This is a genomic window from Pelagovum sp. HNIBRBA483 (genome assembly GCF_040931995.1).
GTDB lineage: Bacteria > Pseudomonadota > Alphaproteobacteria > Rhodobacterales > Rhodobacteraceae > JAEPMR01.
The window spans coordinates 2729492-2752611 of the sequence record NZ_CP162412.1 but is presented as its reverse complement, the minus strand read 5'-3'; the positions used below and the strand labels follow the sequence as shown (position 1 = coordinate 2752611).

Below are 23120 nucleotides of genomic sequence, written 5' to 3'. Positions count from 1 at the left end.
TGTAGTCTGATGGTTGATCTTTGTTGTCCAGTTGTCAAACGGTTGCGTTGTCAGAATCGATCTTTTCTTGCTCGGATTTCCGCGAAAACATCAACATCGCTTGCCGATTCCATGCCAACTGCTGCTTTGACCTCTGGCAAATCGGCACGAAGGAAAGGATTTGTGTCACATTCGAGTGATAACAACGACGGAACGGTGAATTTCTGGACAGCGCGCAGATGTTCGATTTCGATGGCGCGGGCCTGAAGGGCCGCGTTCTCCGGTTCGATGGTTAGGGCGAAGCGGGCGTTGCTGGCCGTGTATTCATGGCCCGAATAGACCATCGTTTCGGGCGGTAGGCTGCGCAAACGGGAAAGGCTTTCCCACATTTGTGCCGGTGTACCTTCGAACAGGCGGCCGCAGCCGAGGGCCATCAGACTGTCGGCGGTGAACACCGCAGCCGCGTCGGCCATGTAAAAGGCGATATGCCCGACGGTATGCCCCGAAACATCCATCACGTTGACCTTTGAGCCGGCGAGTTCGAAGCTGTCACCGTCATGCAGAGCAACATCGAGTGGCGGCAGGCGGTGGCCATCGGCGGCGGCTCCGTAGACGCGCGCGCCGGTTTTGCTGCGTAGATCTTCGAGGCCATCGATATGGTCGTAATGATGATGGGTGATCAGGATGGCATCGAGCCCCCAATTGCGCCCTGCCAGTTCGGCTTCGATCGGCGCAGCCTCTGGTGCATCAATCAGCGCGGTAAAGCCCTTTTCGGAATTGTGAAGCAGGCAGGCGTAGTTATCCGTGAGGCAGGGGACAACGATAATTTCCCAAGGCATTCCAAACTCCCGTATTCTTGTTAATGTCGTTAGTGAGAGTGACGCAGACGCGCGGGATCATCAATGCATCTGGACGTTCATGACCTACGAAATTTCTATTACCGCAGCCGCCTTGGCCGTGCGGCGCAGAAAGTGGTTCGGGAGCAGCTTGTCGAGCTTTGGCCGAATGTGCGGGGCCAAACCATTGTCGGATACGGTTTTGCCAACCCCTTGTTACGGCCTTTCCTGACCGACGCGCGGCGGGTGGTGGCCCTGATGCCGGGGCCGCAAGGGGTGATGGCATGGCCGGATCGGAAGCCGAATGTCAGCGTCTTGTGCGAGGAGATGCTGTGGCCAGTGCAAACGGGGCAGGTTGACCGTCTGGTTCTGCTCCACGGTTTGGAAACATCGGAGAACCCCTCTGCCGTTCTGGACGAATGCTGGCGTGTTCTGGCGCCGCAGGGCCATGCTGTGTTCATCGTTCCGAACCGTGCGGGGCTGTGGTCGCGGACGGATGATACGCCCTTCGGCTTCGGGCGGCCATATTCGCTGTTGCAACTGGAAGCACAACTGAAGCGGCATGGGCTGATCCCCAAACGGGCTTTGTCGACGCTGTACCAGCCGCCATCTGCACGGCCGGTTTGGCGCAAGTTTGCGCCGGTGATGGAGCGAGCCGGGCGGCATATTCCGGTATTTGCGGCGGGGGGTGTGCTGATCGTTGAGGCAACGAAGCAGGTTCCGCAACCAAGGAGGCCCGGCCTGGGCGAAGCCGTGCGGCGACCTTTGCGGGCCTTCGAGGGGTTGGGCGTGGCCGAGCCGAAGCCCGTTGGGCGCCTGCCGCAGCGATAGAATCATTCTGCACCGCAGCAACGGCAAGACAGCATCAGAAATGCCGAGTTTGACGCAGGATATGGCGCATAGAGTCGCAGTTAGCGGCAAACCCAGTGTTAAAAGGTGTTGGCAGGGGTTCATATTCCGGCGCAAGGCGGTTGCCCCAATGAAAATGCTCTGCTACATCCCCCCTGATTTTGGCGCCTTGGGACTGCCCGAGGTAAAGAAGGCTGCCCTGCTGCGCACTTAGATCATGCGGTATGGGCCACAAAAATCGGAAGGGTGGACGTGTCCGAACCAGCTTCGATCTCAACCGGCATTGCCAAGCGCTATGCCACAGCCGTGTTCGATCTTGCCAAAGAGGGGAAGGGCCTTGCTGGCCTTGAAGCCGATATTGCAGCACTCGACGCGGCTCTTGCCGAAAGCGACGATCTCCGTGATCTGATCTCCTCGCCGCTTTACAGCCGTGAAGATCAAGCCGCGGCCGTGACTGCCGTCGCTTCTAAAATGAAACTCTCCGAAACTATGACCAATACGTTGGGTCTGCTCGCTGCCAAGCGCCGTTTGTTCGTGCTGCCGCAGTTGCTGGCTTCCCTGCGTGACCAGATCTCCGCCGAAAAGGGTGAAGTGACGGCTGAGGTGGTTTCGGCCAAGGTACTTACCAAGACACAATCGGACAAGCTGGCCAAGGTGCTGAAGGCACAGGTTGGTTCCGATGTGAAAATCAATGCGGCCGTCGATGAATCCCTCATTGGCGGTCTTGTCGTTAAGGTGGGCTCGAAGATGATCGACACGTCGATCCGCTCCAAGCTCAGCGCTCTCCAGAACACCATGAAAGAGGTCGGATAATGGCGATCCAAGCTGCAGAAATCTCTGCTATCCTTAAGGAGCAGATCAAGAACTTCGGTCAGGATGCCGAAGTGGCCGAAGTAGGCCGGGTGCTGTCCGTCGGTGACGGTATTGCCCGCGTTTACGGGCTCGATAACATCCAGGCCGGTGAAATGGTCGAATTCCCCGGTGGTATCCGCGGGATGGCGCTGAACCTCGAAGCAGACAACGTTGGTGTTGTTATCTTTGGTTCTGACCGTGACATTAAAGAAGGCGACACTGTTAAGCGGACCAACGCCATTGTGGACGTTCCCGCTGGTGAAGCGCTGCTGGGCCGCGTTGTCGACGCACTTGGCAACCCGATCGACGGCAAAGGCCCGATCGCCTCGACCGAGCGCCGCGTTGCTGACGTTAAGGCACCGGGCATCATTCCGCGTAAATCGGTTCACGAACCGATGGCGACCGGCCTCAAGTCCGTTGATGCGATGATCCCGATTGGCCGTGGCCAGCGTGAGCTGATCATTGGTGACCGTCAGACCGGCAAGACCGCAATCGCGCTCGACACCATTCTGAACCAGAAATCATACAACGAAGCCGCAGGCGACGACGAGAGCAAGAAGCTCTACTGCGTTTATGTGGCTGTCGGCCAGAAGCGCTCGACCGTTGCACAGCTGGTGAAGAAGCTCGAAGAAACCGGCGCGATGGCTTACTCCATCGTTGTGGCTGCGACAGCATCCGATCCGGCACCGATGCAGTTCCTTGCCCCCTATGCGGCAACTGCAATGGCAGAATACTTCCGTGACAATGGCCGCCATGCTCTGATCATCTACGATGACCTTTCCAAGCAGGCCGTGTCTTACCGTCAGATGTCTCTGTTGCTCCGCCGTCCGCCGGGCCGTGAAGCTTATCCGGGTGACGTTTTCTACCTCCACTCCCGCCTGCTTGAGCGTTCTGCAAAGCTGAACGAGGAGCACGGTTCCGGCTCGTTGACGGCGCTGCCTGTCATCGAAACCCAGGGTGGTGACGTTTCCGCGTTTATTCCGACCAACGTGATCTCGATCACCGACGGCCAGATCTTCCTTGAAACGGAACTGTTCTATCAAGGTATCCGCCCTGCTGTGAACACCGGTTTGTCGGTGTCTCGTGTGGGCTCCTCGGCACAGACTTCGGCAATGAAATCTGTTGCTGGTCCGGTTAAACTGGAACTCGCCCAGTACCGCGAAATGGCAGCATTTGCGCAGTTCGGCTCCGACCTCGACGCCGCGACCCAGCAGCTGCTGAACCGTGGTGCGCGCCTCACCGAGCTGATGAAGCAGCCGCAGTACTCGCCGATGACCAACGCCGAGATCGTCGTTGTCATCTACGCAGGTACCAAAGGCTACCTCGACAAAGTGGCTGTGCGTGACGTGGGCCGTTTCGAGCAGGGTCTTATCAAGCACCTGCGCACGAAGCATCAGGATCTGCTGGACTACCTGACCAAGGAAGATCCGAAGATCAAAGGTGAAGCCGAGGACAAGATCAAAGCTGCGCTGGACGAATACGCCGCTGATTTCGCCTAAGTTGGCTTTGGGATAAGGAGACACGGCTGTGCCAAGTCTTAAGGACCTGAAAAACAGGATCGAGTCGGTCAAATCGACCCGCAAGATCACAAAGGCCATGCAGATGGTGGCCGCCGCGAAACTGCGGCGGGCACAGGATGCGGCCGAGCAGGCCCGCCCCTATACCGAACGCTTCAACGCTGTGATGGCGGGGCTTGCGTCTTCGGTGGGTGGTTCGGATTCCGCGCCGAAGCTGCTGTCGGGAACAGGAAGCGATCAGACCCACCTGCTGGTGGTCATGACTGCGGAACGTGGCCTGTGCGGTGGTTTCAACGCCAACATCGCGAAGCTTGCAAAGCAAAAGGCCGACGAGCTGGTCAAAGCGGGTAAGACCGTCAAGATCATCACCGTCGGAAAGAAGGGCCGCGACAACATGCGCCGCGGCTACGGCGACTACTTCGTTGCTCATGTTGACCTCTCCGAGGTCAAGCGCGTCGGTTACGCGAACGCACAGGACATCGCCAAGGACATCCTTGGACGGTTCGATGCGGGCGAGTTCGACGTGGCGACGATCTTCTATAGCCGCTTCGAGAGCGTGATCAGCCAGGTGCCGACGGCGCTACAGGTGATCCCCGCTTCGTTCGAGGCAGGTGAAGAGGAAGGTGCTTCGACGCTCTATGACTACGAGCCGAGCGAAGAAGCCATTCTGGCCGACCTTCTGCCGCGCGGTGTTGCGACGCAAATCTTTGCGGCGCTTCTGGAAAACGGCGCGTCCGAACAGGGCGCACGGATGAGCGCGATGGATAACGCCACGCGCAACGCAGGCGACATGATCGACAAACTGACCATCGAGTTTAACCGCTCGCGTCAGGCGGTCATTACCAACGAGCTTATCGAAATCATTTCGGGCGCCGAGGCGCTCTAAGAGAACCGGAGAAACGAATATGGCAAACGCAAAAGGCAAGATCACGCAGGTGATTGGCGCCGTTGTGGACGTGCAGTTCGACGATCACCTGCCGGCGATCCTCAACGCACTAAACACCGAAAACAACGGCAAGAAGCTGGTTCTTGAAGTGGCCCAGCACCTTGGCGAAAACACTGTCCGCACCATCGCGATGGACGCGACCGAAGGTCTTGTTCGTGGCGCCGCGGTCGTAGACACTGGCGAGCCGATCTCGGTTCCGGTTGGTGACGCGACCCTTGGCCGGATCCTCAACGTCGTCGGTGAGCCGGTTGACGAAAAGGGCCCCGTGAATGCGAAAGAAACCCGTGCGATCCACCAGGAAGCACCGGAGTTTGAAGCACAGTCCACCGAATCCGAAATCCTCGTGACCGGCATCAAGGTCGTGGACCTTCTCGCGCCCTACTCCAAGGGTGGTAAGATCGGTCTGTTCGGCGGTGCCGGCGTGGGCAAGACGGTTCTCATCATGGAACTGATCAACAACATCGCAAAGGTGCACTCGGGTTACTCCGTGTTCGCTGGTGTTGGTGAACGGACCCGTGAAGGTAACGACCTCTACCACGAGATGATTGAATCCGGCGTTATCGTTCCCGATAACCTCGAAGAGTCCAAAGTGGCGTTGGTCTACGGCCAGATGAACGAACCGCCGGGTGCGCGTATGCGTGTTGCTCTGTCTGGTCTGACCCTTGCAGAACAGTTCCGCGACCAGTCCGGTACCGACGTTCTGTTCTTCGTGGACAACATCTTCCGCTTCACGCAGGCAGGTTCCGAGGTGTCCGCACTTCTGGGCCGTATCCCGTCCGCTGTGGGCTACCAGCCGACGCTGGCAACCGACATGGGAGCGCTGCAGGAACGTATTACTTCGACCAAGGCTGGTTCGATCACCTCGGTTCAGGCAATCTACGTTCCGGCCGACGACTTGACCGACCCTGCGCCGGCAACCTCGTTCGCCCACCTCGACGCAACGACCGTTCTGTCGCGTGCGATTTCCGAGCTCGGTATTTACCCTGCTGTGGACCCGCTCGACTCGACCTCGCGTATTCTTGACCCGGCCATCGTCGGTGAAGAGCACTACCAGGTTGCGCGTGACGTTCAGGGTGTGCTTCAGCGCTACAAATCGCTTCAGGACATCATCGCCATTCTCGGCATGGACGAACTGAGCGAAGAGGACAAGCTGACCGTGGCCCGTGCGCGTAAGATCCAGCGTTTCCTCAGCCAGCCGTTCGACGTTGCTCAGGTCTTCACCGGCAGCCCGGGGGTTCAGGTTCCGCTCGAGGACACCATCCGTTCGTTCAAGGCAGTTGTCGCTGGTGAATACGATCACCTGCCGGAAGCAGCCTTCTACATGGTCGGTGGCATCGACGAAGTGATCGCCAAAGCCGAAAAGATGGCCTCCGCGGCCTAAGGGGAAATCATGGCAGATACTCTGCAATTCGATCTCGTCTCTCCTGAACGGAAGCTCGCTTCTGTTCAGGCTCGCGAGGTCCAGATCCCAGGCGCCGATGGCGACCTGACGGCCATGGCTGACCATGCGCCGACGATCACCACGCTCCGTCCGGGTGTGTTGCGCGTCGTGCATGGGGGTGGATCCGACGACTATGTGGTATCCGGCGGTTTCGCCGAGATCACCGCGAAGGGCGTTTCGGTTCTGGCCGAGAAAGCCATGCCGAGCGCGGAAGTGACCCAAGACGTCTATGACGCGATGGTCGCCGATGCGCGTACGGCTCTGGACAAGGCGAAAGAGACATTCAAGAACGAGCCTGGCCCAGTCGATGATGCAGCGAAGCTGCTCTCTGACATGGTGGCGATGGGCGGTCACATCGGATTGACCGCGCGTAGCTAAGGCCCAGCTCGCTTTGCAAATTGAGAAATGGCCCCTTCGTGGGGCCATTTTCATTTTTTGAACCAAAATTTGCCTGATCTTCGTATATGCTGCCCGAAAGGTTTTGAACGAGTGATTGGATGAAGCGTTTTAGAAATCACATGCTGGGCGTCGAGCAGGGCGACCTGCTGTTGTTCTCGGATTTCGAAGATGATGGCCCGATGTGGAGCGGCAGCGGTGATCGTGAACACCGCACCAGCGTAGCATTCTCGGAAACGTTCCGCAGCGAGCCTGCGGTAACGGCGTGGTTTACCCTGTGGGATATTGCCAATAACGATACCGCACGGCTGGACATCGTGGTGGAGAACGTCACCAAGGCGGGTTTCGACATTGTGGTAAAGACATGGGGCGACACCAAGGTCGCCCGTGCCCGTGCCGGATGGCAGGCCATTGGTGAGGCCCGCCATGCCGATGAATGGGATCTCTACTAAATCAGGAAGACTGGTACATGCCTTCGTAGATCGGGCCGAGGGTTTCGTGCTCGAACAGGGACGAAACGCTGGTGCCATTCCAGATGTTGAGGATTGCCTGAGCGAACATCGGGGCGGTCGGCACGATGCGGATGTTGCTCGTCGCTTTGACCGGCTCGGTCGGTTCGATGGAGTCGGTGATCACCAGCGATTTCATCACTGATTTGGAAATCCGCTCGACGGCTGGGCCGGAAAGCACGCCGTGGGTGATGTAGGAATGGACCTCGGTTGCGCCTTTTTCCATCAGGACTTCGGCGGCCTTGCAGAGCGTGCCAGCGGTGTCGCAGATGTCATCGACGATGATGCAGGTCTTGCCAGTGACATCCCCGATAACGGTCATTTCGGCCACTTCGCCGGGCTTTTCACGGCGCTTGTCTACGATCGAGAGCGGCGCGCCGATACGCTGTGCCAGTTCACGAGCGCGGGCCACGCCGCCGACATCGGGAGAGACGACCATCACGTCTGACAGCTTGTCGCGGAAGTGGTGCTTGATATCGAGGGCGAAGATCGGCGCGGCGTAGAGGTTATCGACGGGGATGTCGAAAAAACCCTGAATTTGCGCTGCGTGAAGGTCCATCGTCAAGACGCGCTCGATGCCGGCCTCTGCGATCAGGTTGGATACCAGCTTGGCGGAGATCGGCGTGCGGGCCTTGGCGCGGCGGTCTTGGCGGGCATAGCCAAAATAGGGGATTACCGCAGTAATACGCGCGGCCGAGGAGCGGCGTAGGGTATCGGCGATGATGAGCAATTCCATCAGGTTGTCGTTGGCGGGGTTCGAGGTCGGCTGGATGATGAACATATCCTCGCCGCGCACGTTTTCGAAAACCTCGACGAAGATCTCCTGATCGTTGAACCGTTCGACACGCGCATCGACCAGCCCGACATTCATGCCACGGTGCATGGACATGCGGCGGGCGACCGCCTTGGCAAGCGACAGGTTCGCGTTGCCCGAGATGAGTTTCGGTTCTGTGATGGATGGCATGAGCAGGGATCCCCAAGTGAAGCGCACAGTGACGACGTAACAGAATCGTGTCGTTGACACCGCCTAGCACACCACTACCCTCGCGCAAAGAATCGAGCGCCTCAGGGAGGGCTAAATGCCGCATATTGACTACTTTTTCGCAACGATTTCGCCCTTCACCTATCTTGCTGGTGGGCGGTTCGAGGCGGTTACTGCCAAGCATGGGGCGAGCGTGACCTATAAGCCGCTGGATATCATGCAGCTATTCGCACGGACCGGGGGCACGCCGCCGAAGGACCGGCACCCGAACAGGGCTGCGTACCGGCTTCAGGAATTGGCGCGGATCGCCAAGAAACATGACATGCCGATCAACCTGCAACCGGCCTTCTGGCCGACCAATGGGGCGCCTGCGGCCTATGCGATCATCGCGGCGCAGAATGCGGGTGGTGGTGATCTGGGCAAGCTGGTGCAGGAGATTACCAGCTCGGTTTGGGCGCGGGAGAAGAACATCGCGGAAGACGACGTGATCCGTGATTGCCTCAGCGCGGCGGGGTTTGATCCGGCGCTCGCGGATAGCGGGATGATGGTTGGCGCGGAGACGTATGCTGCCAATCTTGAAGAAGCGGTTAATCGCGGCGCATTTGGCGCGCCTTTCTATATCACTGACGATGATCAGCGATTCTGGGGGCAGGACCGGATCGACGATCTGGACCTACATCTGGCAGGGAAGCTCTAACGCGGGGCGAGAAGCGTTTCGAAAGTGTTAATCGCTTCGTCGGTTGTGGACCAATCACAGACGAAACGCGCTGTCATCAGATCATGATCGCTGCCGGAATCGAGCTTACCGTGCAGATCATAGTTTGCACCGGCAGCAATTAAGACTTTGTGTATCCGCCGTGGCAGGCTTGCGAAGATCATGTTGGCTTGCGGCTCATGAAGGAGGCGCGCCTCGGGGTGGGCGCGCAAAATGGCGGCGAGCTTTTGGCCTGCAGCATTCGCCCGCTGCGCCAGATCGAGCCAGAGGCCATCCGACAGATAGCCTTGCATCTGCGCTGCGAGATACCGGTGCTTGGAAAACAGGTGGCCCGCGCGTTTGCGGCGCAGTTCCATCTCGCGAGACAAGGACGGATCGAAGATTACGCATGCCTCGACGCCAAGACAGCCGTTCTTTGTGCCGCCAAAGCTGACGGCATCAATGCCAGCTTTCCACGTCATTTCGGCAGGGGTGCAACCAAGCGCGGCGATGGCATTGGCGAAGCGCGCGCCGTCAAGGTGAACCTTGACGCCGTGGCTATGGGCGATGTCGGTCAGGCTGCGGAGGTGCTCGAGCGTGTAGAGCGTGCCGGTTTCGGTCACTTGGGTGAGGGAAACCGGCCCTTTTTGCGGAACCATGATGCTGCGCGGGTCATGCGAGCCGAGTGCTGCGGCCAGTGCAGCTGGGTCCATCAGCCCGTGTTCGTCCTGCACATGCAGCAACTTGGCGCCGCCGGTGAAGAATTCGGGCGCGTTGCACTCATCCTCGGTGATATGGGCGCAGGCGGTGCAGTGGATTGCGTCAAATGGCGTGGAGAGCGACGCAAGAATGAGGCTGTTCGCGGCTGTGCCGGTGGCGACGAAATGGACGCTTGCCTCGGGCGCTTCGAACAGCTCGCGCACCATGTCTGCGGCCTCAACCGTAAGGGGATCAGCGCCATAGCTCGGGACATAGCCCACGTTGGCGGCGATGATCGCGTCGAGCACTTTGGGGTGGGCGGGGCCGGTATTGTCGGAGGCGAAAGACATCAGAGCGGTTCCTCGATGATGTGATCTTCCCAATCGTCTTCTTCGATCTCGAACTCTGGCACGGTGCGGCCCTGCATGGAGACGCCCGCGTCATGCACGCTTTGCGGATCGCCGGAGATCAGCAGGTGCCAGTCATAGAGGTCGCGGCCTTCGTAAACGAGGCGGTAGGCGCAGGTTTGCGGCAGCCAGTAAAGGTGCTCGGTGATCGACGTGGGTGACAGGACGATACATTCGGGGATGAACTGGTGCCGGATCGGGTATTGAGAGCAGCGGCAGGTGCTATCGTCGAGCAGGCGGCAGGCGACGCGGGTGAGGGCGACCTCACCTGTGTCTTCGTCTTCGAGCTTGTTGAGGCAGCATTTGCCGCAGCCGTCGCAGAGGGCCTCCCATTCCGCCTCGGTCATCTGGGCCATAGGGACGGTGGCCCAGAAGCGCTCTCGCAGGCCGGAGGCGGCGGGTTTCTTAGACATTGGCGAGGATTTCACGGGCCTTATGGCAGTCCGCGTCCATCTGGGTGATGAGGGCATCGAGATCGTCGAACCGCTCTTCGGGGCGGAGGTAATCGACCAGCGCGACAGAGAGCCCCGCGCCGTAGAGATCGCCTTTGAAATCAAAGATGAAGGTTTCGCAATTGGGGTGGTTCTCACCAAAGGTTGGGCGCACGCCGATGGAGGCTGCGCCGTTATAGGTGCCTTGATGCGGACCGCTGAGAATATCCACGCGGACGGCATAGACTCCGAACCGGGGCGGGTGCAGTCCGGCGATGGACATATTGGCGGTGGGGTAGCCGAGGTCGCGGCCGCGTTGGTCGCCGCGAATGACCTCGCCGTCGATCCGGTGCCAATGGCCGAGCATGGCGGCAGCGTCCCGGGGGCGGCCCTCCGACAGGGCATTGCGGATGGCGGTGGAGGACACCTCGCCGGCGGAGAGCGTGACCATCTCGGCAATGGAAACGCCGAAGCCGAACTCGGTGCCATAGGCCTGAAGATCGGCAGCGGTGCCAGCGCGGCCCTTGCCAAAGCAGAAATCAGCGCCGACGACGACATGTTTGAGCGCCAGACGTTCGTGCAGGATTTTACGGGCGAAATCAGCCGGTTCGAGCGCCGCAAGCGTTTCGTTGAAGGTGATCTCGTAGAGCCGCTGGACGCCGATCTTTTGCATCCGGTGGGCCTTTGCCTCGGGGCTCATCAGGCGGAAAGGGGGGAGATCCGCACCGTGGACAGATGCGAAATACTCGCGGGGATGCGGCTCGAAGGTCATCACGCCGAGGGGGGCGGATAGGGCGGCAGCCGCCTTGCGCGTTTGGGCGATGACCTCTTGGTGGCCGAGATGGACACCATCGAAATTGCCGATGGCGGCGACGGCGCCGCGGTCGGCCGGATCAAGATAGAGCGTGTCCCGTATGATGCGCATGAGCGATGCCTAGCGGCTCGCGCGGGGCTGCGCAAGCGGTGTGATCAGTCGAACTTGCGGCTTGGGGCGAGAACTGTGGCTTCGCCTATCAGAACTTTCTTGTTGCCGATCATGCAGCGGGTGTCGAGCGAGACGCGGCGCTTGGAATGATCGATCGCCGTGACCTCAACCTCGGCCAAAACGACATCGCCGGGGCGGACGGGGGCGAGGAACTTTAGCGACTGGCCGAGATAGACCGTGCCATGACCGGGGAGCTGCTCGCCGATGACGGCGGAGATCAGGCCAGCGGTCAGCATGCCGTGGGCGATGCGGCCTTCGAAGATGGTGTCTTGCGCGTAGCTTTCATCAAGGTGAACGGGGTTTCTATCGGTCGATACCTCGGCGAAAAGTTCGATGTCGCGGTCGGTCACTTCCTTGCGGAGCGAGCGGGTCATCCCGATCTCGATATCCTCGATGCAGATCGTCCCTCTGGGGAAATTATCCAACATGACCTCATCCGTCGCGCAATAAATATCCTATTCAGCGAGAGTAGGCGCAATTTAATTACTTTGCAAGTGCAGAAAAAGTTAAGCTAGCGTAAATAGCCGATGGCATGGGTCGGTTCGACTTTTTCCTTTTGAATGTAAGTACTTAGCATATCCGCGTCCGGTTGCGTATGGGTGCCGGTTTCGCGGGCGGCGAGGCCGCCGGTGATCATCAGGCTGTCGATCCCCTCTCCCAGCGCGCCGAGGATGTCGGTGCGAATCCCGTCCCCAATAGCAATGATACGCGGATCGGGTTTCGCATCTGGGAGGGCATCGTACCGTTTGCGGGCGAGGTCGTAGATGGGGGGGTGGGGCTTGCCGAAGTAGAGGCTCTCGCCGCCCATTTCGGTATAGAGTTCGGCCAGCGCACCGGCGCACCACTCGCGGCTCTCGCCGCGATCTACGACCACATCGGGATTGGCGCAGAGGAGCTTCAGCCCCTTCTGTTTGGCATAGAGAAAATCGGGGCGGTTCACGGCTGGATCAGCGTGGGAATCGAACGGGCCGCAGCAGACGATGCCTTCGGCCTCTGCCAGCGGAACGCGCTGAATTTCAACGGGATTTTCGACGATCTTCAGGGGATCGAGGAAGGTGAGATCACGCTCTTCGCCCATGAAATAGACCTTGCTGCCCACCACACCGCGAAACAGCGCCAGACGCGCGGCATCGCCGGAGGTGGCGACGACATCCCATGCGTCATCAGGGATGCCAAAATGCGCCACTTGGCGTTCGACATCGGCGCGGGGGCGGGGGGCGTTCGTCACCAGAACGACGCGCCCGCCGGAGACCCGAAACGCCTGCATCGCGGCCACGGCATCAGGGAAGGCACGCAGGCCGTTATGCATGCAGCCCCAGAGATCGACATAGGCGAGATCATAGGCGTCGGAGATCTCGGAAAAGCGGGAAATGATGCGGGTCATGGGGGCTCCTGAAACGGCGAAAACGGCGATGCACAAGTGATGCACAATCCATGCACATCCGATGCATATCGCACATGCAGCAAAATTGATGAATGGTTAATCGGTCTGGACGGCGTTTGCGAAAACTTTACAGTCCCTCGAAACAGCATTTTTAGGAGAGTTTCATGGCCATTTTGGAGGCACATCCCGCAATCGACCCGCAAAAGCTCGACAAGCTCGCCGAGGTGGCGGTGCATGTGGGGCTGAACCTGCAAGAGGGGCAGGATCTGGTGCTGACCGCGCCGCTGGAGGCGATGCCGTTGGTGCGCCGGATCGCGGCGGTGGCTTATCGCGCGGGTGCGGGGCTGGTGACGCCCTTGGTGCATGACGAACATGTTGTTTTGGCGCGATTTGCGCATGGCAGTGACGCGAGCTTTGACCGCGCGGCGAACTGGCTCTTCAACGGGATGGCGGAAGCCTATGACAACAACGCGGCGCGGATGAATATCTCGGGCGAGAATCCGGGGCTGTTGGCGGGGCAAGACCCCGAGAAGATCTCGCGGATCGGCAAGGCCAACTCCATCGCCGGACGGCCTGCAATGGAGCGGATCACCGGCTTTAACATCAACTGGTCCATCGTGGCCTATCCGACGGTCGCTTGGGCGAAGAAGGTCTTCCCCGATGTGGATGAGGATACGGCGGTCGGCCAGTTGGCGGAGGCGATTTTTGCAGCCTCGCGGGTGAACGAGGCTGATCCGGTCGCCGCATGGGCTGAGCATGATGCGCGGCTGCATGCGCGGAAGGATTGGATGAACCAGCACAAATTCCAAGCGCTGCATTTCAAGGGGCCGGGCACCGATCTGACGGTGGGTCTGGCCGAGGGGCATAGCTGGAATGGCGGCTCGTCGATGGCGAAGAACGGCGTGGCCTGTAACCCGAATATCCCGACAGAGGAGGTCTTTACCACGCCGCATGCGCAGCGGGTGGATGGCACGGTGCGGGCGAGCAAGCCCCTGGTGCATCAGGGTACGCTGATCGACGGGATCGAGGCGCGGTTCGAGGCAGGGCGGATCGTAGAGGTGACATGCGCCAGCGGGCAGGATGTGTTCCGCAAGCTGATCGACACCGACGAGGGCGCGGCGCGGTTGGGCGAGGTGGCGCTGGTGCCGTTCCGCTCACCGATCTCGGATACGGGTGTGCTGTTCTTCAATACGTTGTTCGACGAGAACGCCGCCTGTCATATTGCGCAGGGGCAGTGCTATTCGGAGTGCTTTGTCGAGGGCGTGAGCGGTGACAAGGAGAAGATGGCGGCAGCGGGTGGCAACGAGAGCCTGATCCATGTGGATTGGATGATCGGCGGGCCGGAAACAGAGATCGACGGGATCAAGGCCGATGGCACGCGGGTGCCTGTGTTCCGCGATGGTGGCTGGGCCGCGTAACGGCGGGATGCGGCGCGGTGAATAGCGGCGGCCTGGGCGCCGCCGTTTTGCATCGGGTGACGGGAGCTCTGCGTTGCTGCGTTATCCGGTTTTGAACCACAGGCGGAGAAAGAGCGCGGCGAAGACGGTTTCCGGCAGGATCGCCACGAAGATGCCAGCACCGGCCGTGCCACGGATCAGGTCGATGAGGCCCAGAATGATGAAGGCGATGAAGACCACGGCGAATGTTTGGATAACGGTTTTTCGCGTGGCGCCTGAGGGGAGATCGCGCACCGCGTAGGCGAGACCTGCCAGCCCTATCATAAGAATGCCCGCGCGGCGTGCCATAACTGCGGTACCTGAGAGCGGCTCAAGGCCGAATGTTGTGGCAAAGACACCTGGCGCAGTCAGCAGCCCTGTGGCAAGTGCGAGGAAGAGGATGGCCGTTGCCAGTATGGTGTTGCGGTAGGTCATGGCTCCTCCTCAAATGAAAAGGGCCGCACGAGGCGGCCCGATCCGAAACTCTTAAACCGCGAGGTTCGGGATGATCTGCTTTTTGCGGCTCATGATGCCGGGCAGGACGACCGTATCGCCCGAAACGCTGGCGCCGAAGCTCTTTTCGGCGACGGTTTTCACCAGATCGTTGGGGACGAGCAGGGTGGCCTCTTCCTTGAGGATATCCACCACGAAGAGGAGCACCTGATCGACGCCATCCTCAGTGGCGACGGTGGGCATGGAGGCCATCAGGCTGTCTTTACGGTCCATGACGATCTGCGGGGCGGTAGTTTCCAGCACAGAGACGCGGAAATTGGTGCCGCCGACTTCGTAGGCTTTCGAATCCATGCGGATCAGCTCGGCGTCAGAAAAGGCCGAGACATCGGATTTCGCGGCGAACATCTCGGCTGCGTAGTCAGCGATGTTGATGCCGAGGTCAGCGGCGAGGGTTTCGGCCAGCGCGCGGTCTGTCTCGGTGGTGGTGGGGGAGCGGAATTCCAGCGTGTCGGACAGGATGCAGGAGAGCATCAGGCCCTTGATCGCGTCGGGCATCGCGGCGGCGTCTGCGCCCATCAGGCCGTGCATGACGGTGACGGTGCAGGCAAGCGGGCGGATCGTGATGTCGATCGGGCCTTTGGTTTCCAGCCCGCCGACGAGCTTGTGGTGGTCGATGATCGCGCGGACATCGGCGTTATTGATGTTGGCGGGCAGTTCGGCGGGGTTGTTGGTGTCAACGATCACGCAGGGCTGATCATTGGCGACGTCCTCGATCACCTGCGGCAGGTCGAAGCCCCAGCGCTGGGCGACGAAGGTGGCTTCGGTGTTGGGCTGGCCGAGCAGGCGGGCCTCGGCAGCCTCGCCCTTATGGGAGAGATACCACGCCCAGATCAGCGGGGCGCCGGTGGAATCGGTGTCGGGGGCTTTGTGGCCGAAAACGAGCGTCGTCATGATGTGTCCTTAGAAGAAGGAATGGAAATCGCGGGCCTTATAGAAAGGCGCGCGGCGGTTGTCACCCTGCCGCGCGCGCAAAGCGGGGTTGCGCGACGATATGGCCGCGCGATGGCGGCAAGTGTGGAAGGTCAATTCGGAATAATCTGTGCTTGCTGCGCTAGGATTCAGATGTCAGACCAAGCACTATTTTGAGATTGAACCCGCTGAGTTCAGAATGCTGGCTACCATTTCAATACCTTGGCCCCATATCGCCCAAGCGGCAAACAAAACGCCAACAACACCAATTGCCGTCGCGATGATGTTCCATTTCGTATTGGTCGCGGCTGCCATGGCTCCCTCCGCTGCCGTTTTTGCTTCATTCGCCGCCGATTTAGTAGTTTGAAGTAGCTCTTTTTGGATCTCGAATTGATCTCCGATGTGAGCCAATCCATATCGGATTTCTGCAAAACTCGCGCTGTTTTCTGCTCGAGTTAATTTGTCTTGGGCATCTACATAGTCTCTCCATGAAATGTTCCCCCCTCCTGATCCACCGCTTCCTCCGTGTCCCTGTGCGGGTGAGAAGTCATAAATATTGCTTTTGTCAGCCATTAGTGACCTCCGTCTTCTGACGGCTCGCTGGAAATGACACCTTGCTCGCGAAAATTCCGTTCGATTGGTTCGAGCATTTCCTGTAATATCTTGTAAAGTCGGATTGCATCCAATGGGTGAAGTGTCACTCCGCTGTGGAAGACTGGCTTCTCTAATTGGTCATGCATCTCACCGAAGGCTATGCGAAGCCCAGGTCGCCCAAGGTTTATGATAAACTTATTGGCACCTGGCGCAGGGACGCGATAAGCCTCGATGATTTCATCAGTCGAGGCATCGGCACGCGCGGGTTGTCCCTCAATAAAGTCGCTCACCCTTTGTTCCTTCGCTTGTTACCTGCTGACTATATGTGAGCACTGGAGGAGGATTCGTCAATTCGTGGTCCTGACATTGATCATGGTGTGTTTTTCTGAATACGAATTCAAGGTGAGGCTGAATCGTTAATACTTTGTTATTCTTGTAACCTTGTGCGCGTCGATAATTCACGTTGATGCAGGTTATGGCGCCCGCCGCACCAGCTGCCAGCCGAGCGCCATGAGCCATTGGCCGAGCCGGACGCGCAGGCCGGTGCGGGGCGCGGGCAGGGCGCGGCGCTGGAAGCGGGGATCGGCGGCGAGGGCGACGAGCGCCGCGCGGCGGATCTCTGGCGGGGCGGGAACGACCGGAATCACTGCCGCATGTGGGCCATGTGGCGCGGTGGCGGGATCGGGCATCATCACCAGCACCACGGGCGCACCACGGCGCGGCGCGGGTGGGCGGTCATGGTGGCGGGAATCGCCGAGGGAGGCTGCGGGGCCGATACGGTGATCGGCCACAAAGATCGGGGGATACATCGAACTGTCCTGAAAACGGGAGTGGCGCGAGGCCAGAAAGGGGGCGCGGGCTTGGTGGGATCACCAGGCGGTAAAGAAAGATCCTAGATACATAGCGGCCTCCTTGCCCCGTTGGGGCATTCGATGGGGCGCTGATAGCAACCGGAGCGGGAGTCTCAAGGGAATTTTTCGCGGCGTTAAAAAACCATCACGACGGCGTGACTTTTTTACCGCGAGTCTTCTTGACAGGCGGGGGCGACCTCCTTACCTATCCGCCGTTAGCACTCGCAGTGAGTGAGTGATAACACCTCCGCCCTGCGGAGGTTTTAGGAAACAACAGATAGCTGAGGAGCTACGAATATGGCTTTTAAACCGCTGCACGACCGCGTTCTGGTCCGCCGTGTGGAAAGCGACGAGAAAACCGCTGGCGGCTTGATCATCCCCGACAGCGCCAAGGAAAAGCCTGCTGAAGGCGAAATCGTTGCTTGTGGCGAAGGTGCCCGCAAGGATAGCGGTGAGCTGATCGCAATGGCTGTCAAGGCTGGCGACAAGGTGCTGTTTGGCAAATGGTCGGGCACTGAAGTCACCGTTGACGGTGAAGAACTGCTCATCATGAAGGAAAGCGACATCCTCGGGATCATCTCCTGAGCGACGGCTTCCACCTGAACAACTCAACTGATTTATAGACGAGGAAAGCTCAATGGCTAAGGACGTCAAATTCGATACCGATGCCCGCAACCGCATGCTTCGCGGCGTAAACACGCTTGCTGACGCGGTGAAGGTAACTCTCGGCCCGAAAGGCCGTAACGTGGTTCTGGACAAATCCTTCGGCGCACCGCGCATCACCAAGGACGGTGTTTCCGTGGCGAAGGAAATCGAACTGGAAGACAAGTTCGAGAACATGGGCGCGCAGATGGTGAAAGAAGTCGCCAGCCGCACCAATGACGAAGCCGGCGACGGCACCACCACTGCAACCGTTCTGGCTCAGGCCATCGTTAAAGAAGGTATGAAGTCGGTTGCTGCTGGCATGAACCCGATGGACCTCAAGCGCGGCATCGACCTCGCCACCGCAAAGGTTGTCGGCGCCATCAAAGCGGCTGCACGCCCGGTAAACGACAGCGCAGAAGTTGCGCAGGTTGGCACCATCTCCGCCAACGGCGAAGCTGAAATCGGCCGTCAGATCGCAGACGCGATGCAGAAGGTTGGCAACGAAGGCGTAATCACCGTCGAAGAAAACAAAGGCCTCGAAACCGAGACTGATGTTGTCGAAGGTATGCAGTTCGACCGTGGCTACCTGTCGCCCTACTTCGTGACCAATTCGGAGAAGATGATTGCAGATCTCGAAGACTGCATGATCCTGCTGCACGAGAAGAAGCTCTCCTCGCTTCAGCCGATGGTGCCGCTGCTCGAGTCGGTCATCCAGTCGCAGAAGCCGCTTCTGATCATCGCAGAAGACGTGGAAGGCGAAGCTCTTGCAACGCTGGTGGTCAACAAGCTGCGTGGCGGCCTGAAGATCGCTGCCGTGAAGGCACCGGGCTTTGGTGATCGTCGTAAGGCCATGTTGCAGGACATCGCGATCCTGACCGGTGGTCAGGTGATCTCCGAAGACCTCGGCATGAAGCTCGAGAACGTCACCATCGACATGCTCGGCTCCGCCAAGAAAGTGACCATCTCCAAGGACGAAACCACCATCGTCGACGGTGCTGGCGACAAGGCGGAGATCGAAGCACGCGTTTCGCAGATCCGTGGCCAGATCGAGGAAACCTCCTCCGATTATGACCGTGAGAAGCTGCAAGAGCGCGTTGCCAAGCTCGCTGGCGGTGTTGCTGTCATCCGCGTTGGCGGCATGACCGAAGTTGAAGTGAAAGAGCGCAAGGACCGCGTTGATGACGCGCTGAACGCGACCCGTGCGGCCGTTCAGGAAGGCATCGTCGTCGGCGGTGGTGTTGCTCTGGTTCAGGGTGCGAAGGCGCTCGACGGTCTGGAAGGTGCAAACGCTGACCAGAACAACGGCATCAACATCGTTCGTAAGGCTCTGGAAGCTCCGCTGCGCCAGATCGCCGAGAACGCTGGCGTTGACGGTTCCGTCGTTGCTGGCAAGGTCCGTGAATCCTCTGACCTGAAGTTCGGCTACAACGCACAGACCGATGAATATGGCGACATGTTCAAGTTCGGCGTCATCGACCCTGCGAAGGTCGTGCGTACCGCTCTGGAAGACGCAGCATCCGTTGCTGGCCTGTTGATCACCACCGAAGCAATGGTGGCCGACAAGCCGCAGAAAGACGCTCCGGCCGGCGGCATGGGCGGCATGGGTGACATGGGCGGTATGGGCGGCATGATGTAATCACGCCGTTCCTCGCGGAACAGTTTGAGGGTCGCCTTCGGGCGGCCCTTTTTCTTTTGGGGGGTGCCGCGCGGGGAGTGCTGCCGCGCGCGGGGGCGCATCGTATCGATGAAGTGATTGAATTTTCAAAATGGCGAAAAGTCGCCTTCCAATTTGGGGAGCTAAACCTTAGCGTGTATGGCTAATGCACCTTCACTTTTTTGACTCTTGATGCCAAATTTTGCACCATTACCCGGATTAGACACTCTCTATATTTTTCTAGATGAGGGTGGGAATTTCGATTTTTCACCCTCAGGTTCGACATATTTTACGCTCACTTGCGTTAGTTTGTATCGTCCGTTTACGCTTCATACTGACCTAGACACCTACAAATATGACCTTATTGAACACCGGATAGCACCCCGTATCGAAATGGAATACTTTCATTGCGGCAATGATAATCGGTTCGTGCGGCGCAAGGTTTTTTCGCTACTCGCGGGGTCAATTCCTCCTAATTCGGTTGACTCAGTTGTTGTCGAAAAGCGCAAGACTGGTCCGGCATTGCAGCCGCCTGAAAAGTTCTATCCAAAGATGCTCGGATATCTATTGCGGTACGCTATTTCGAGAGCGACACACGGTATAGGTGAGGTTGTGGTTATTACTGACAGTCTGCCTGTCGCCAAGAAACGAAAAGCCATCGAGAAAGCCGTAAAAATTTCATTAGCTGAGATGTTGCCGGCTGCAACACCTTATCGGGTTATGCATCATGCATCCCGTGCACATTATGGCCTACAAATAGCGGATTATTTCAACTGGGCAATTTTTCGGCGCTGGGAGAAGGGCGATGTTTCGTTTCACAACATCATTTCGCAACAGATCCAAAGCGAGTTCGAGATTTTTAAAAATGGATCGAGTTTTTACTACTAAAAATATGACCCCCCCGACTACCTTTCGGAGAACCCCTTGGGTTCTTGTCATCGGGAGGGAACCTTTGGTTGGAAACATAGTCAGAGATTCGTAAAAAGCAAGTTTATCTTCTCGAAACGGTTAATGTTGCCCAAAGGATTGCCAGGTCGCGCGCTTAGAGCGGCGAGCCTGCGAATTTTGCCAGCGTGATGCCAGCGGCTTCGAGTGCGGCGCGGGTTTCGCGGGCGATGTCGATGGCCTCGGGGGTGTCACCGTGCAGGCAGATCGTGTCGATCCGCGTGGGGATGCGTTTGCCGCTTTCGGCGATGATCGCGCCTTCCTGCACCATGGCGACGATCCGCGCGGCGGCTTTTTGCGCGTCGTGGATCACCGCGCCAGGCAGGGAGCGGTCCACCAGCGTGGCGTCGTCGTTATAGGCGCGGTCGGCGAAGATCTCGCAGGCGGTGTTGCAGCCGAGCGCTTGCGCCGCCTTTTGCTGGGCAGTGCCTGCGAGGACCATGATGGTGATCTCGGGCGCGACGGAGAGCGCGGCGCGGTAGCAGGTTTCGGCCATTTCCTGATTTTCGGCGGCCATGTTTGCGAGCGCGCCATGTAGTTTCAGGTGGCGTAGCTCCACCCCCAGCCCGCGGGCCATCCCCTGTGCCGCGCCAAGTTGGTAGCGGACGAGGTTGGCGAGCGTGTCAGATGGCAGCTTGATCCGCTGCCGCCCGAAGCCTTGCAAATCGTTGAAGCCGGGATGCGCACCGATGCCGACGCCGTTGTCCCCCGCCAGCCGCATGGTGGTGGCCATCACATCGGGGTCGCCCGCGTGGAAACCGCAGGCGATATTGGCGGAGGTGACGATCTTCAGCAGAGCGGCGTCATTGCCCATCACCCAAGGGCCGAAGCTTTCGCCCATGTCGGCATTGAGATCGACGGTGCGGGTCATGGGGTGTTCCTTTCGAGATCGTCGCCAGCGGTCACGCCGCTGATCAGGGAATAGGAAAGCAAATCGCTGATGCTATGGGGATCACGGATCAGCGGCCGGAGCAAGCGGGGCAGCTTCGCGCGGGCCTGTGTGGCGCGGGTTTCGATGGCGCGGGCCTCGTCGAGCGTGACGAAGCTGAAGCGCAGCGTGTCGCCCGCGCGGGCTTGGGCAACGCGGGGCAGATCGGCGGGCAGGACGGCGCCGATACGGGGATAGCCGCCGGTTGTCTGGCATTCGGAGAGCAGGACGAAGGTCGTGCCATCGCCGGTGATCTGCACATCGCCGGGGACGATCACCTCGGACAGGACCGACAGGCCGCCCTCGCTGTGGAAACCTGCACCATCCGACGGGAGCGGCACGCCCATGCGGTTGCCGCGCGTGTCGCGGGTGAAGGTGGCGGCGGTGAAGCGGGTGCGCTCGGCAGGGCTGAAGAGATCGGTCTGCAAGCTGGGGACAAGCCGCACCACCCCGCCGGAAAAGCGCGGCTCAGGGTCGAAGGTCATGCCGGTGCGGGTGCCGGTATCCGCGCCGAGGGGGAGACGGTCGCCCGCTGCGAGCGGTGCGCCGATACCTGCGGCAAGATGCGTGGCGCGGGCGCCGAGTACGGGCGGCGTGGCGATGCCGCCGCCGATATGCAGGTAGCCGTAGGTGCCGCTCTCCGCCGCGCCGATGCTAAGGCGCGCCCCTGCGGGGAGGAGATGGCTGGCGTGCCACGCAAGCCGCGTGCCGTCGATGCTGGCGCGCATGGGGGCGCCAGTGAGCGCGATGCGGCAATCGGCGGTGACCTCGAACATGCCGCCCATGCCTGCCATCTCGATACAGGCCGCGCCCTCGGGATGGCCCAGAAGGGCGGCCCCTTCGGCCAAGGCAAGCCGATCCGCCGCGCCGCCGCGCGAGAGGCCGAAAGCCAGGGTGCCGCTGCGGCCGAGGTCTTGCACGGTGACGCTGGGGCCAGCTTGGTGGATGATCAGCGCGGCGTTCATCGGATCGGCTCCGCTATCGCCCCGCCATCGGGGCCGGTCGCGGCAAGGCGGTCAAGCTCCTCGCCCGACACTGGCTCGAAAAGCACCTCGTCGCCGGGGCGGAGGACGAAAGGCGCATCGCTTTCGGGACGGAACAGGCGGAAGCCGGTTTGCCCGATGTGACGCCAGCCGGTAGGGGTGGAGACAGAGAACAGCACCAATTGCCGGATCGCCACGGTCAGTGCGCCAACAGGCACGCGCGGGGTCAGCGCGGTTTGGCGGGGGATGTCCCATTTGGGGGGCAATTCGCCAAGGTAGGGCTGGCCCGCGGCAAAGCCGATGGTCTGCACACGGACGCGGGTGGTGGAAATTGTTGCGATCGCGGCCTCGGGCGTCACGCCAGCGGCGGCTGCGGCCTCGGCCAGTTGCGGCGCGCGGTCGGTGCCGTAGACGGTTGGCACCCGCCAGAAACGGCGGCCGGTTGGCAGGGCGGCGGCGAACCAGTCCTGCGTGGCAAGCAGATCGGCAAGAAGCGCCTGCACCTCGGCGTGGGGCTTCCACATAGGATCGAAGCGGAGATAGGCGGAGGTGAGAGAGGTGGAGGTTTCCTCGACGCCTGCCCAGCCTGCGGCATCCAGCGCTGCGCGAAAGGCCAGTGCCGCGCGGTTGGCCGGTTCGCTCAGGCGGTCCGCGAAGCTCACCAGAAAGCCGTCATATCCGGCGGTGCGAATGCGCGGCCAGCCGGTATCCGGCGCGGGGGAGGCGGGGCTGTGTTCCATTGCGGGCACTTTTGT

General features: G+C 59.9%; 27 protein-coding genes. 12 read left to right on the top strand and 15 right to left on the bottom strand.

Going from position 1 to position 23120, the window contains the following annotated elements:
- Positions 1 to 50: 50 nt before the first annotated feature.
- On the bottom strand, positions 51 to 818 hold the full coding sequence (gloB, locus tag AB1E42_RS13505) for a hydroxyacylglutathione hydrolase (RefSeq protein ID WP_368344757.1): 768 nt from the start codon (positions 816 to 818) through the stop codon (positions 51 to 53).
- A gap of 63 nt (positions 819 to 881) precedes the next feature.
- Between gloB and AB1E42_RS13500 the strand changes: the two genes are divergently transcribed.
- The 7 genes from AB1E42_RS13500 (at position 882) to AB1E42_RS13470 (ending at position 7268) form a co-directional block, all read left to right on the top strand.
- On the top strand, positions 882 to 1646 hold the full coding sequence (locus AB1E42_RS13500; RefSeq protein WP_368344756.1) for a methyltransferase domain-containing protein: 765 nt from the start codon (positions 882 to 884) through the stop codon (positions 1644 to 1646).
- Positions 1647 to 1916: 270 nt separating this feature from the next.
- A complete protein-coding gene (locus AB1E42_RS13495; protein ID WP_368344755.1) occupies positions 1917 to 2477 on the top strand; it encodes a F0F1 ATP synthase subunit delta in 561 nt (186 codons plus the stop codon).
- Positions 2477 to 4015: a F0F1 ATP synthase subunit alpha gene (gene atpA, locus AB1E42_RS13490; protein ID WP_368344754.1), complete on the top strand. Its 1539-nt coding sequence runs from the start codon at positions 2477 to 2479 to the stop codon at positions 4013 to 4015. Before AB1E42_RS13495 ends, atpA begins: the two co-directional genes overlap by 1 nt.
- 28 nt (positions 4016 to 4043) lie before the next feature.
- Complete coding sequence (locus AB1E42_RS13485; RefSeq protein WP_368344753.1) at positions 4044 to 4919, top strand: F0F1 ATP synthase subunit gamma; 876 nt, start codon at positions 4044 to 4046, stop codon at positions 4917 to 4919.
- A gap of 19 nt (positions 4920 to 4938) precedes the next feature.
- Positions 4939 to 6360, top strand: a complete 1422-nt coding sequence (gene atpD / locus AB1E42_RS13480; RefSeq protein WP_368344752.1) for a F0F1 ATP synthase subunit beta — start codon at positions 4939 to 4941, stop codon at positions 6358 to 6360.
- 9 nt (positions 6361 to 6369) lie between these two features.
- Positions 6370 to 6798 carry a F0F1 ATP synthase subunit epsilon gene (locus tag AB1E42_RS13475; RefSeq protein ID WP_368344751.1) on the top strand — a complete coding sequence of 143 codons (429 nt, stop codon included), beginning with the start codon at positions 6370 to 6372 and terminating at the stop codon, positions 6796 to 6798.
- Between the two features lie 119 nt (positions 6799 to 6917).
- A complete protein-coding gene (locus AB1E42_RS13470) occupies positions 6918 to 7268 on the top strand; it encodes an H-type lectin domain-containing protein (RefSeq protein WP_368344750.1) in 351 nt (116 codons plus the stop codon).
- A gap of 1 nt (position 7269) precedes the next feature.
- Here the strand turns inward: AB1E42_RS13470 and AB1E42_RS13465 are convergent, their stop codons facing one another.
- Entirely contained in the window at positions 7270 to 8289 is a 1020-nt protein-coding gene (locus AB1E42_RS13465) for a ribose-phosphate pyrophosphokinase (RefSeq protein ID WP_368344749.1), read from the bottom strand.
- A gap of 115 nt (positions 8290 to 8404) precedes the next feature.
- Between AB1E42_RS13465 and AB1E42_RS13460 the strand changes: the two genes are divergently transcribed.
- Positions 8405 to 9004: a 2-hydroxychromene-2-carboxylate isomerase gene (locus AB1E42_RS13460; RefSeq protein WP_368344748.1), complete on the top strand. Its 600-nt coding sequence runs from the start codon at positions 8405 to 8407 to the stop codon at positions 9002 to 9004.
- Here the strand turns inward: AB1E42_RS13460 and AB1E42_RS13455 are convergent.
- From AB1E42_RS13455 to AB1E42_RS13435, 5 genes are all read right to left on the bottom strand, one after another.
- Positions 9001 to 10050, bottom strand: coding sequence for a low specificity L-threonine aldolase (locus tag AB1E42_RS13455; RefSeq protein ID WP_368344747.1), 1050 nt, complete (start codon positions 10048 to 10050; stop codon positions 9001 to 9003). The genes AB1E42_RS13460 and AB1E42_RS13455 overlap by 4 nt on opposite strands.
- The gene (locus AB1E42_RS13450; RefSeq protein ID WP_368344746.1) at positions 10050 to 10520 is read right to left on the bottom strand and encodes a YcgN family cysteine cluster protein; all 471 of its coding nucleotides are present in this window, start codon (positions 10518 to 10520) and stop codon (positions 10050 to 10052) included. Before AB1E42_RS13450 ends, AB1E42_RS13455 begins: the two co-directional genes overlap by 1 nt.
- Positions 10513 to 11463: a bifunctional riboflavin kinase/FAD synthetase gene (locus AB1E42_RS13445; RefSeq protein ID WP_368344745.1), complete on the bottom strand. Its 951-nt coding sequence runs from the start codon at positions 11461 to 11463 to the stop codon at positions 10513 to 10515. Before AB1E42_RS13445 ends, AB1E42_RS13450 begins: the two co-directional genes overlap by 8 nt.
- Positions 11464 to 11507: 44 nt before the next feature.
- Positions 11508 to 11951 (bottom strand): MaoC family dehydratase, encoded by a 444-nt coding sequence (locus tag AB1E42_RS13440; RefSeq protein ID WP_368344744.1) that lies wholly within the window; start codon positions 11949 to 11951, stop codon positions 11508 to 11510.
- A gap of 83 nt (positions 11952 to 12034) precedes the next feature.
- On the bottom strand, positions 12035 to 12907 hold the full coding sequence (locus AB1E42_RS13435) for a TIGR01459 family HAD-type hydrolase (RefSeq protein WP_368344743.1): 873 nt from the start codon (positions 12905 to 12907) through the stop codon (positions 12035 to 12037).
- Between the two features lie 164 nt (positions 12908 to 13071).
- Here AB1E42_RS13435 and AB1E42_RS13430 point away from each other — a divergent pair, with 164 nt between their 5' ends.
- Positions 13072 to 14325: an aminopeptidase gene (locus AB1E42_RS13430; protein WP_368344742.1), complete on the top strand. Its 1254-nt coding sequence runs from the start codon at positions 13072 to 13074 to the stop codon at positions 14323 to 14325.
- An 81-nt stretch (positions 14326 to 14406) separates the two neighbouring features.
- Here AB1E42_RS13430 and AB1E42_RS13425 read toward each other — a convergent pair whose 3' ends face one another.
- The 5 genes from AB1E42_RS13425 to AB1E42_RS13405 form a co-directional block, all read right to left on the bottom strand.
- Complete coding sequence (locus AB1E42_RS13425; protein ID WP_368344741.1) at positions 14407 to 14778, bottom strand: hypothetical protein; 372 nt, start codon at positions 14776 to 14778, stop codon at positions 14407 to 14409.
- Between the two features lie 51 nt (positions 14779 to 14829).
- Positions 14830 to 15747 carry a manganese-dependent inorganic pyrophosphatase gene (locus tag AB1E42_RS13420; RefSeq protein ID WP_368344740.1) on the bottom strand — a complete coding sequence of 306 codons (918 nt, stop codon included), beginning with the start codon at positions 15745 to 15747 and terminating at the stop codon, positions 14830 to 14832.
- Between the two features lie 186 nt (positions 15748 to 15933).
- Positions 15934 to 16338, bottom strand: coding sequence for a hypothetical protein (locus tag AB1E42_RS13415; RefSeq protein ID WP_368344739.1), 405 nt, complete (start codon positions 16336 to 16338; stop codon positions 15934 to 15936).
- On the bottom strand, positions 16338 to 16649 hold the full coding sequence (locus tag AB1E42_RS13410; protein ID WP_368344738.1) for a hypothetical protein: 312 nt from the start codon (positions 16647 to 16649) through the stop codon (positions 16338 to 16340). Before AB1E42_RS13410 ends, AB1E42_RS13415 begins: the two co-directional genes overlap by 1 nt.
- Before the next feature lie 183 nt (positions 16650 to 16832).
- Entirely contained in the window at positions 16833 to 17168 is a 336-nt protein-coding gene (locus AB1E42_RS13405) for a hypothetical protein (protein ID WP_368344737.1), read from the bottom strand.
- A 339-nt stretch (positions 17169 to 17507) separates the two neighbouring features.
- Between AB1E42_RS13405 and groES the strand changes: the two genes are divergently transcribed.
- From groES to AB1E42_RS13390, 3 genes are all read left to right on the top strand, one after another.
- The gene (gene groES / locus AB1E42_RS13400) at positions 17508 to 17795 is read left to right on the top strand and encodes a co-chaperone GroES (RefSeq protein WP_368344736.1); all 288 of its coding nucleotides are present in this window, start codon (positions 17508 to 17510) and stop codon (positions 17793 to 17795) included.
- A gap of 52 nt (positions 17796 to 17847) precedes the next feature.
- Positions 17848 to 19491, top strand: a complete 1644-nt coding sequence (gene groL, locus AB1E42_RS13395; protein WP_368344735.1) for a chaperonin GroEL — start codon at positions 17848 to 17850, stop codon at positions 19489 to 19491.
- A 210-nt stretch (positions 19492 to 19701) separates the two neighbouring features.
- Entirely contained in the window at positions 19702 to 20397 is a 696-nt protein-coding gene (locus tag AB1E42_RS13390) for a DUF3800 domain-containing protein (RefSeq protein ID WP_368344734.1), read from the top strand.
- A gap of 154 nt (positions 20398 to 20551) precedes the next feature.
- Here AB1E42_RS13390 and AB1E42_RS13385 read toward each other — a convergent pair whose 3' ends face one another.
- The 3 genes from AB1E42_RS13385 to AB1E42_RS13375 are packed head-to-tail and all read right to left on the bottom strand — an operon-like array spanning position 20552 to position 23105.
- Positions 20552 to 21325 carry a LamB/YcsF family protein gene (locus AB1E42_RS13385; RefSeq protein WP_368344733.1) on the bottom strand — a complete coding sequence of 258 codons (774 nt, stop codon included), beginning with the start codon at positions 21323 to 21325 and terminating at the stop codon, positions 20552 to 20554.
- A complete protein-coding gene (locus AB1E42_RS13380) occupies positions 21322 to 22347 on the bottom strand; it encodes a biotin-dependent carboxyltransferase family protein (protein ID WP_368344732.1) in 1026 nt (341 codons plus the stop codon). The genes AB1E42_RS13385 and AB1E42_RS13380 overlap by 4 nt, the downstream gene beginning before the upstream one ends.
- The gene (locus AB1E42_RS13375) at positions 22344 to 23105 is read right to left on the bottom strand and encodes an allophanate hydrolase subunit 1 (RefSeq protein WP_368344731.1); all 762 of its coding nucleotides are present in this window, start codon (positions 23103 to 23105) and stop codon (positions 22344 to 22346) included. Before AB1E42_RS13375 ends, AB1E42_RS13380 begins: the two co-directional genes overlap by 4 nt.
- Positions 23106 to 23120 lie beyond the last annotated feature (15 nt).

Bases quoted from the DNA above. Each gene is read 5' to 3' on its own strand.
- gloB (WP_368344757.1), bottom strand. From the start codon at position 818: ATGCCTTGGGAAATTATCGTTGTCCCCTGCCTCACGGATAACTACGCC.
- AB1E42_RS13500 (WP_368344756.1), top strand. From the start codon at position 882: ATGCATCTGGACGTTCATGACCTACGAAATTTCTATTACCGCAGCCGC.
- atpA (WP_368344754.1), top strand. From the start codon at position 2,477: ATGGCGATCCAAGCTGCAGAAATCTCTGCTATCCTTAAGGAGCAGATC.
- atpD (WP_368344752.1), top strand. From the start codon at position 4,939: ATGGCAAACGCAAAAGGCAAGATCACGCAGGTGATTGGCGCCGTTGTG.
- AB1E42_RS13475 (WP_368344751.1), top strand. From the start codon at position 6,370: ATGGCAGATACTCTGCAATTCGATCTCGTCTCTCCTGAACGGAAGCTC.
- AB1E42_RS13470 (WP_368344750.1), top strand. From the start codon at position 6,918: ATGAAGCGTTTTAGAAATCACATGCTGGGCGTCGAGCAGGGCGACCTG.
- AB1E42_RS13465 (WP_368344749.1), bottom strand. From the start codon at position 8,289: ATGCCATCCATCACAGAACCGAAACTCATCTCGGGCAACGCGAACCTG.
- AB1E42_RS13460 (WP_368344748.1), top strand. From the start codon at position 8,405: ATGCCGCATATTGACTACTTTTTCGCAACGATTTCGCCCTTCACCTAT.
- AB1E42_RS13455 (WP_368344747.1), bottom strand. From the start codon at position 10,050: ATGTCTTTCGCCTCCGACAATACCGGCCCCGCCCACCCCAAAGTGCTC.
- AB1E42_RS13450 (WP_368344746.1), bottom strand. From the start codon at position 10,520: ATGTCTAAGAAACCCGCCGCCTCCGGCCTGCGAGAGCGCTTCTGGGCC.
- AB1E42_RS13445 (WP_368344745.1), bottom strand. From the start codon at position 11,463: ATGCGCATCATACGGGACACGCTCTATCTTGATCCGGCCGACCGCGGC.
- AB1E42_RS13440 (WP_368344744.1), bottom strand. From the start codon at position 11,951: ATGTTGGATAATTTCCCCAGAGGGACGATCTGCATCGAGGATATCGAG.
- AB1E42_RS13435 (WP_368344743.1), bottom strand. From the start codon at position 12,907: ATGACCCGCATCATTTCCCGCTTTTCCGAGATCTCCGACGCCTATGAT.
- AB1E42_RS13430 (WP_368344742.1), top strand. From the start codon at position 13,072: ATGGCCATTTTGGAGGCACATCCCGCAATCGACCCGCAAAAGCTCGAC.
- AB1E42_RS13425 (WP_368344741.1), bottom strand. From the start codon at position 14,778: ATGACCTACCGCAACACCATACTGGCAACGGCCATCCTCTTCCTCGCA.
- AB1E42_RS13420 (WP_368344740.1), bottom strand. From the start codon at position 15,747: ATGACGACGCTCGTTTTCGGCCACAAAGCCCCCGACACCGATTCCACC.
- AB1E42_RS13415 (WP_368344739.1), bottom strand. From the start codon at position 16,338: ATGGCTGACAAAAGCAATATTTATGACTTCTCACCCGCACAGGGACAC.
- AB1E42_RS13405 (WP_368344737.1), bottom strand. From the start codon at position 17,168: ATGTATCCCCCGATCTTTGTGGCCGATCACCGTATCGGCCCCGCAGCC.
- groES (WP_368344736.1), top strand. From the start codon at position 17,508: ATGGCTTTTAAACCGCTGCACGACCGCGTTCTGGTCCGCCGTGTGGAA.
- groL (WP_368344735.1), top strand. From the start codon at position 17,848: ATGGCTAAGGACGTCAAATTCGATACCGATGCCCGCAACCGCATGCTT.
- AB1E42_RS13390 (WP_368344734.1), top strand. From the start codon at position 19,702: ATGCCAAATTTTGCACCATTACCCGGATTAGACACTCTCTATATTTTT.
- AB1E42_RS13385 (WP_368344733.1), bottom strand. From the start codon at position 21,325: ATGACCCGCACCGTCGATCTCAATGCCGACATGGGCGAAAGCTTCGGC.
- AB1E42_RS13380 (WP_368344732.1), bottom strand. From the start codon at position 22,347: ATGAACGCCGCGCTGATCATCCACCAAGCTGGCCCCAGCGTCACCGTG.
- AB1E42_RS13375 (WP_368344731.1), bottom strand. From the start codon at position 23,105: ATGGAACACAGCCCCGCCTCCCCCGCGCCGGATACCGGCTGGCCGCGC.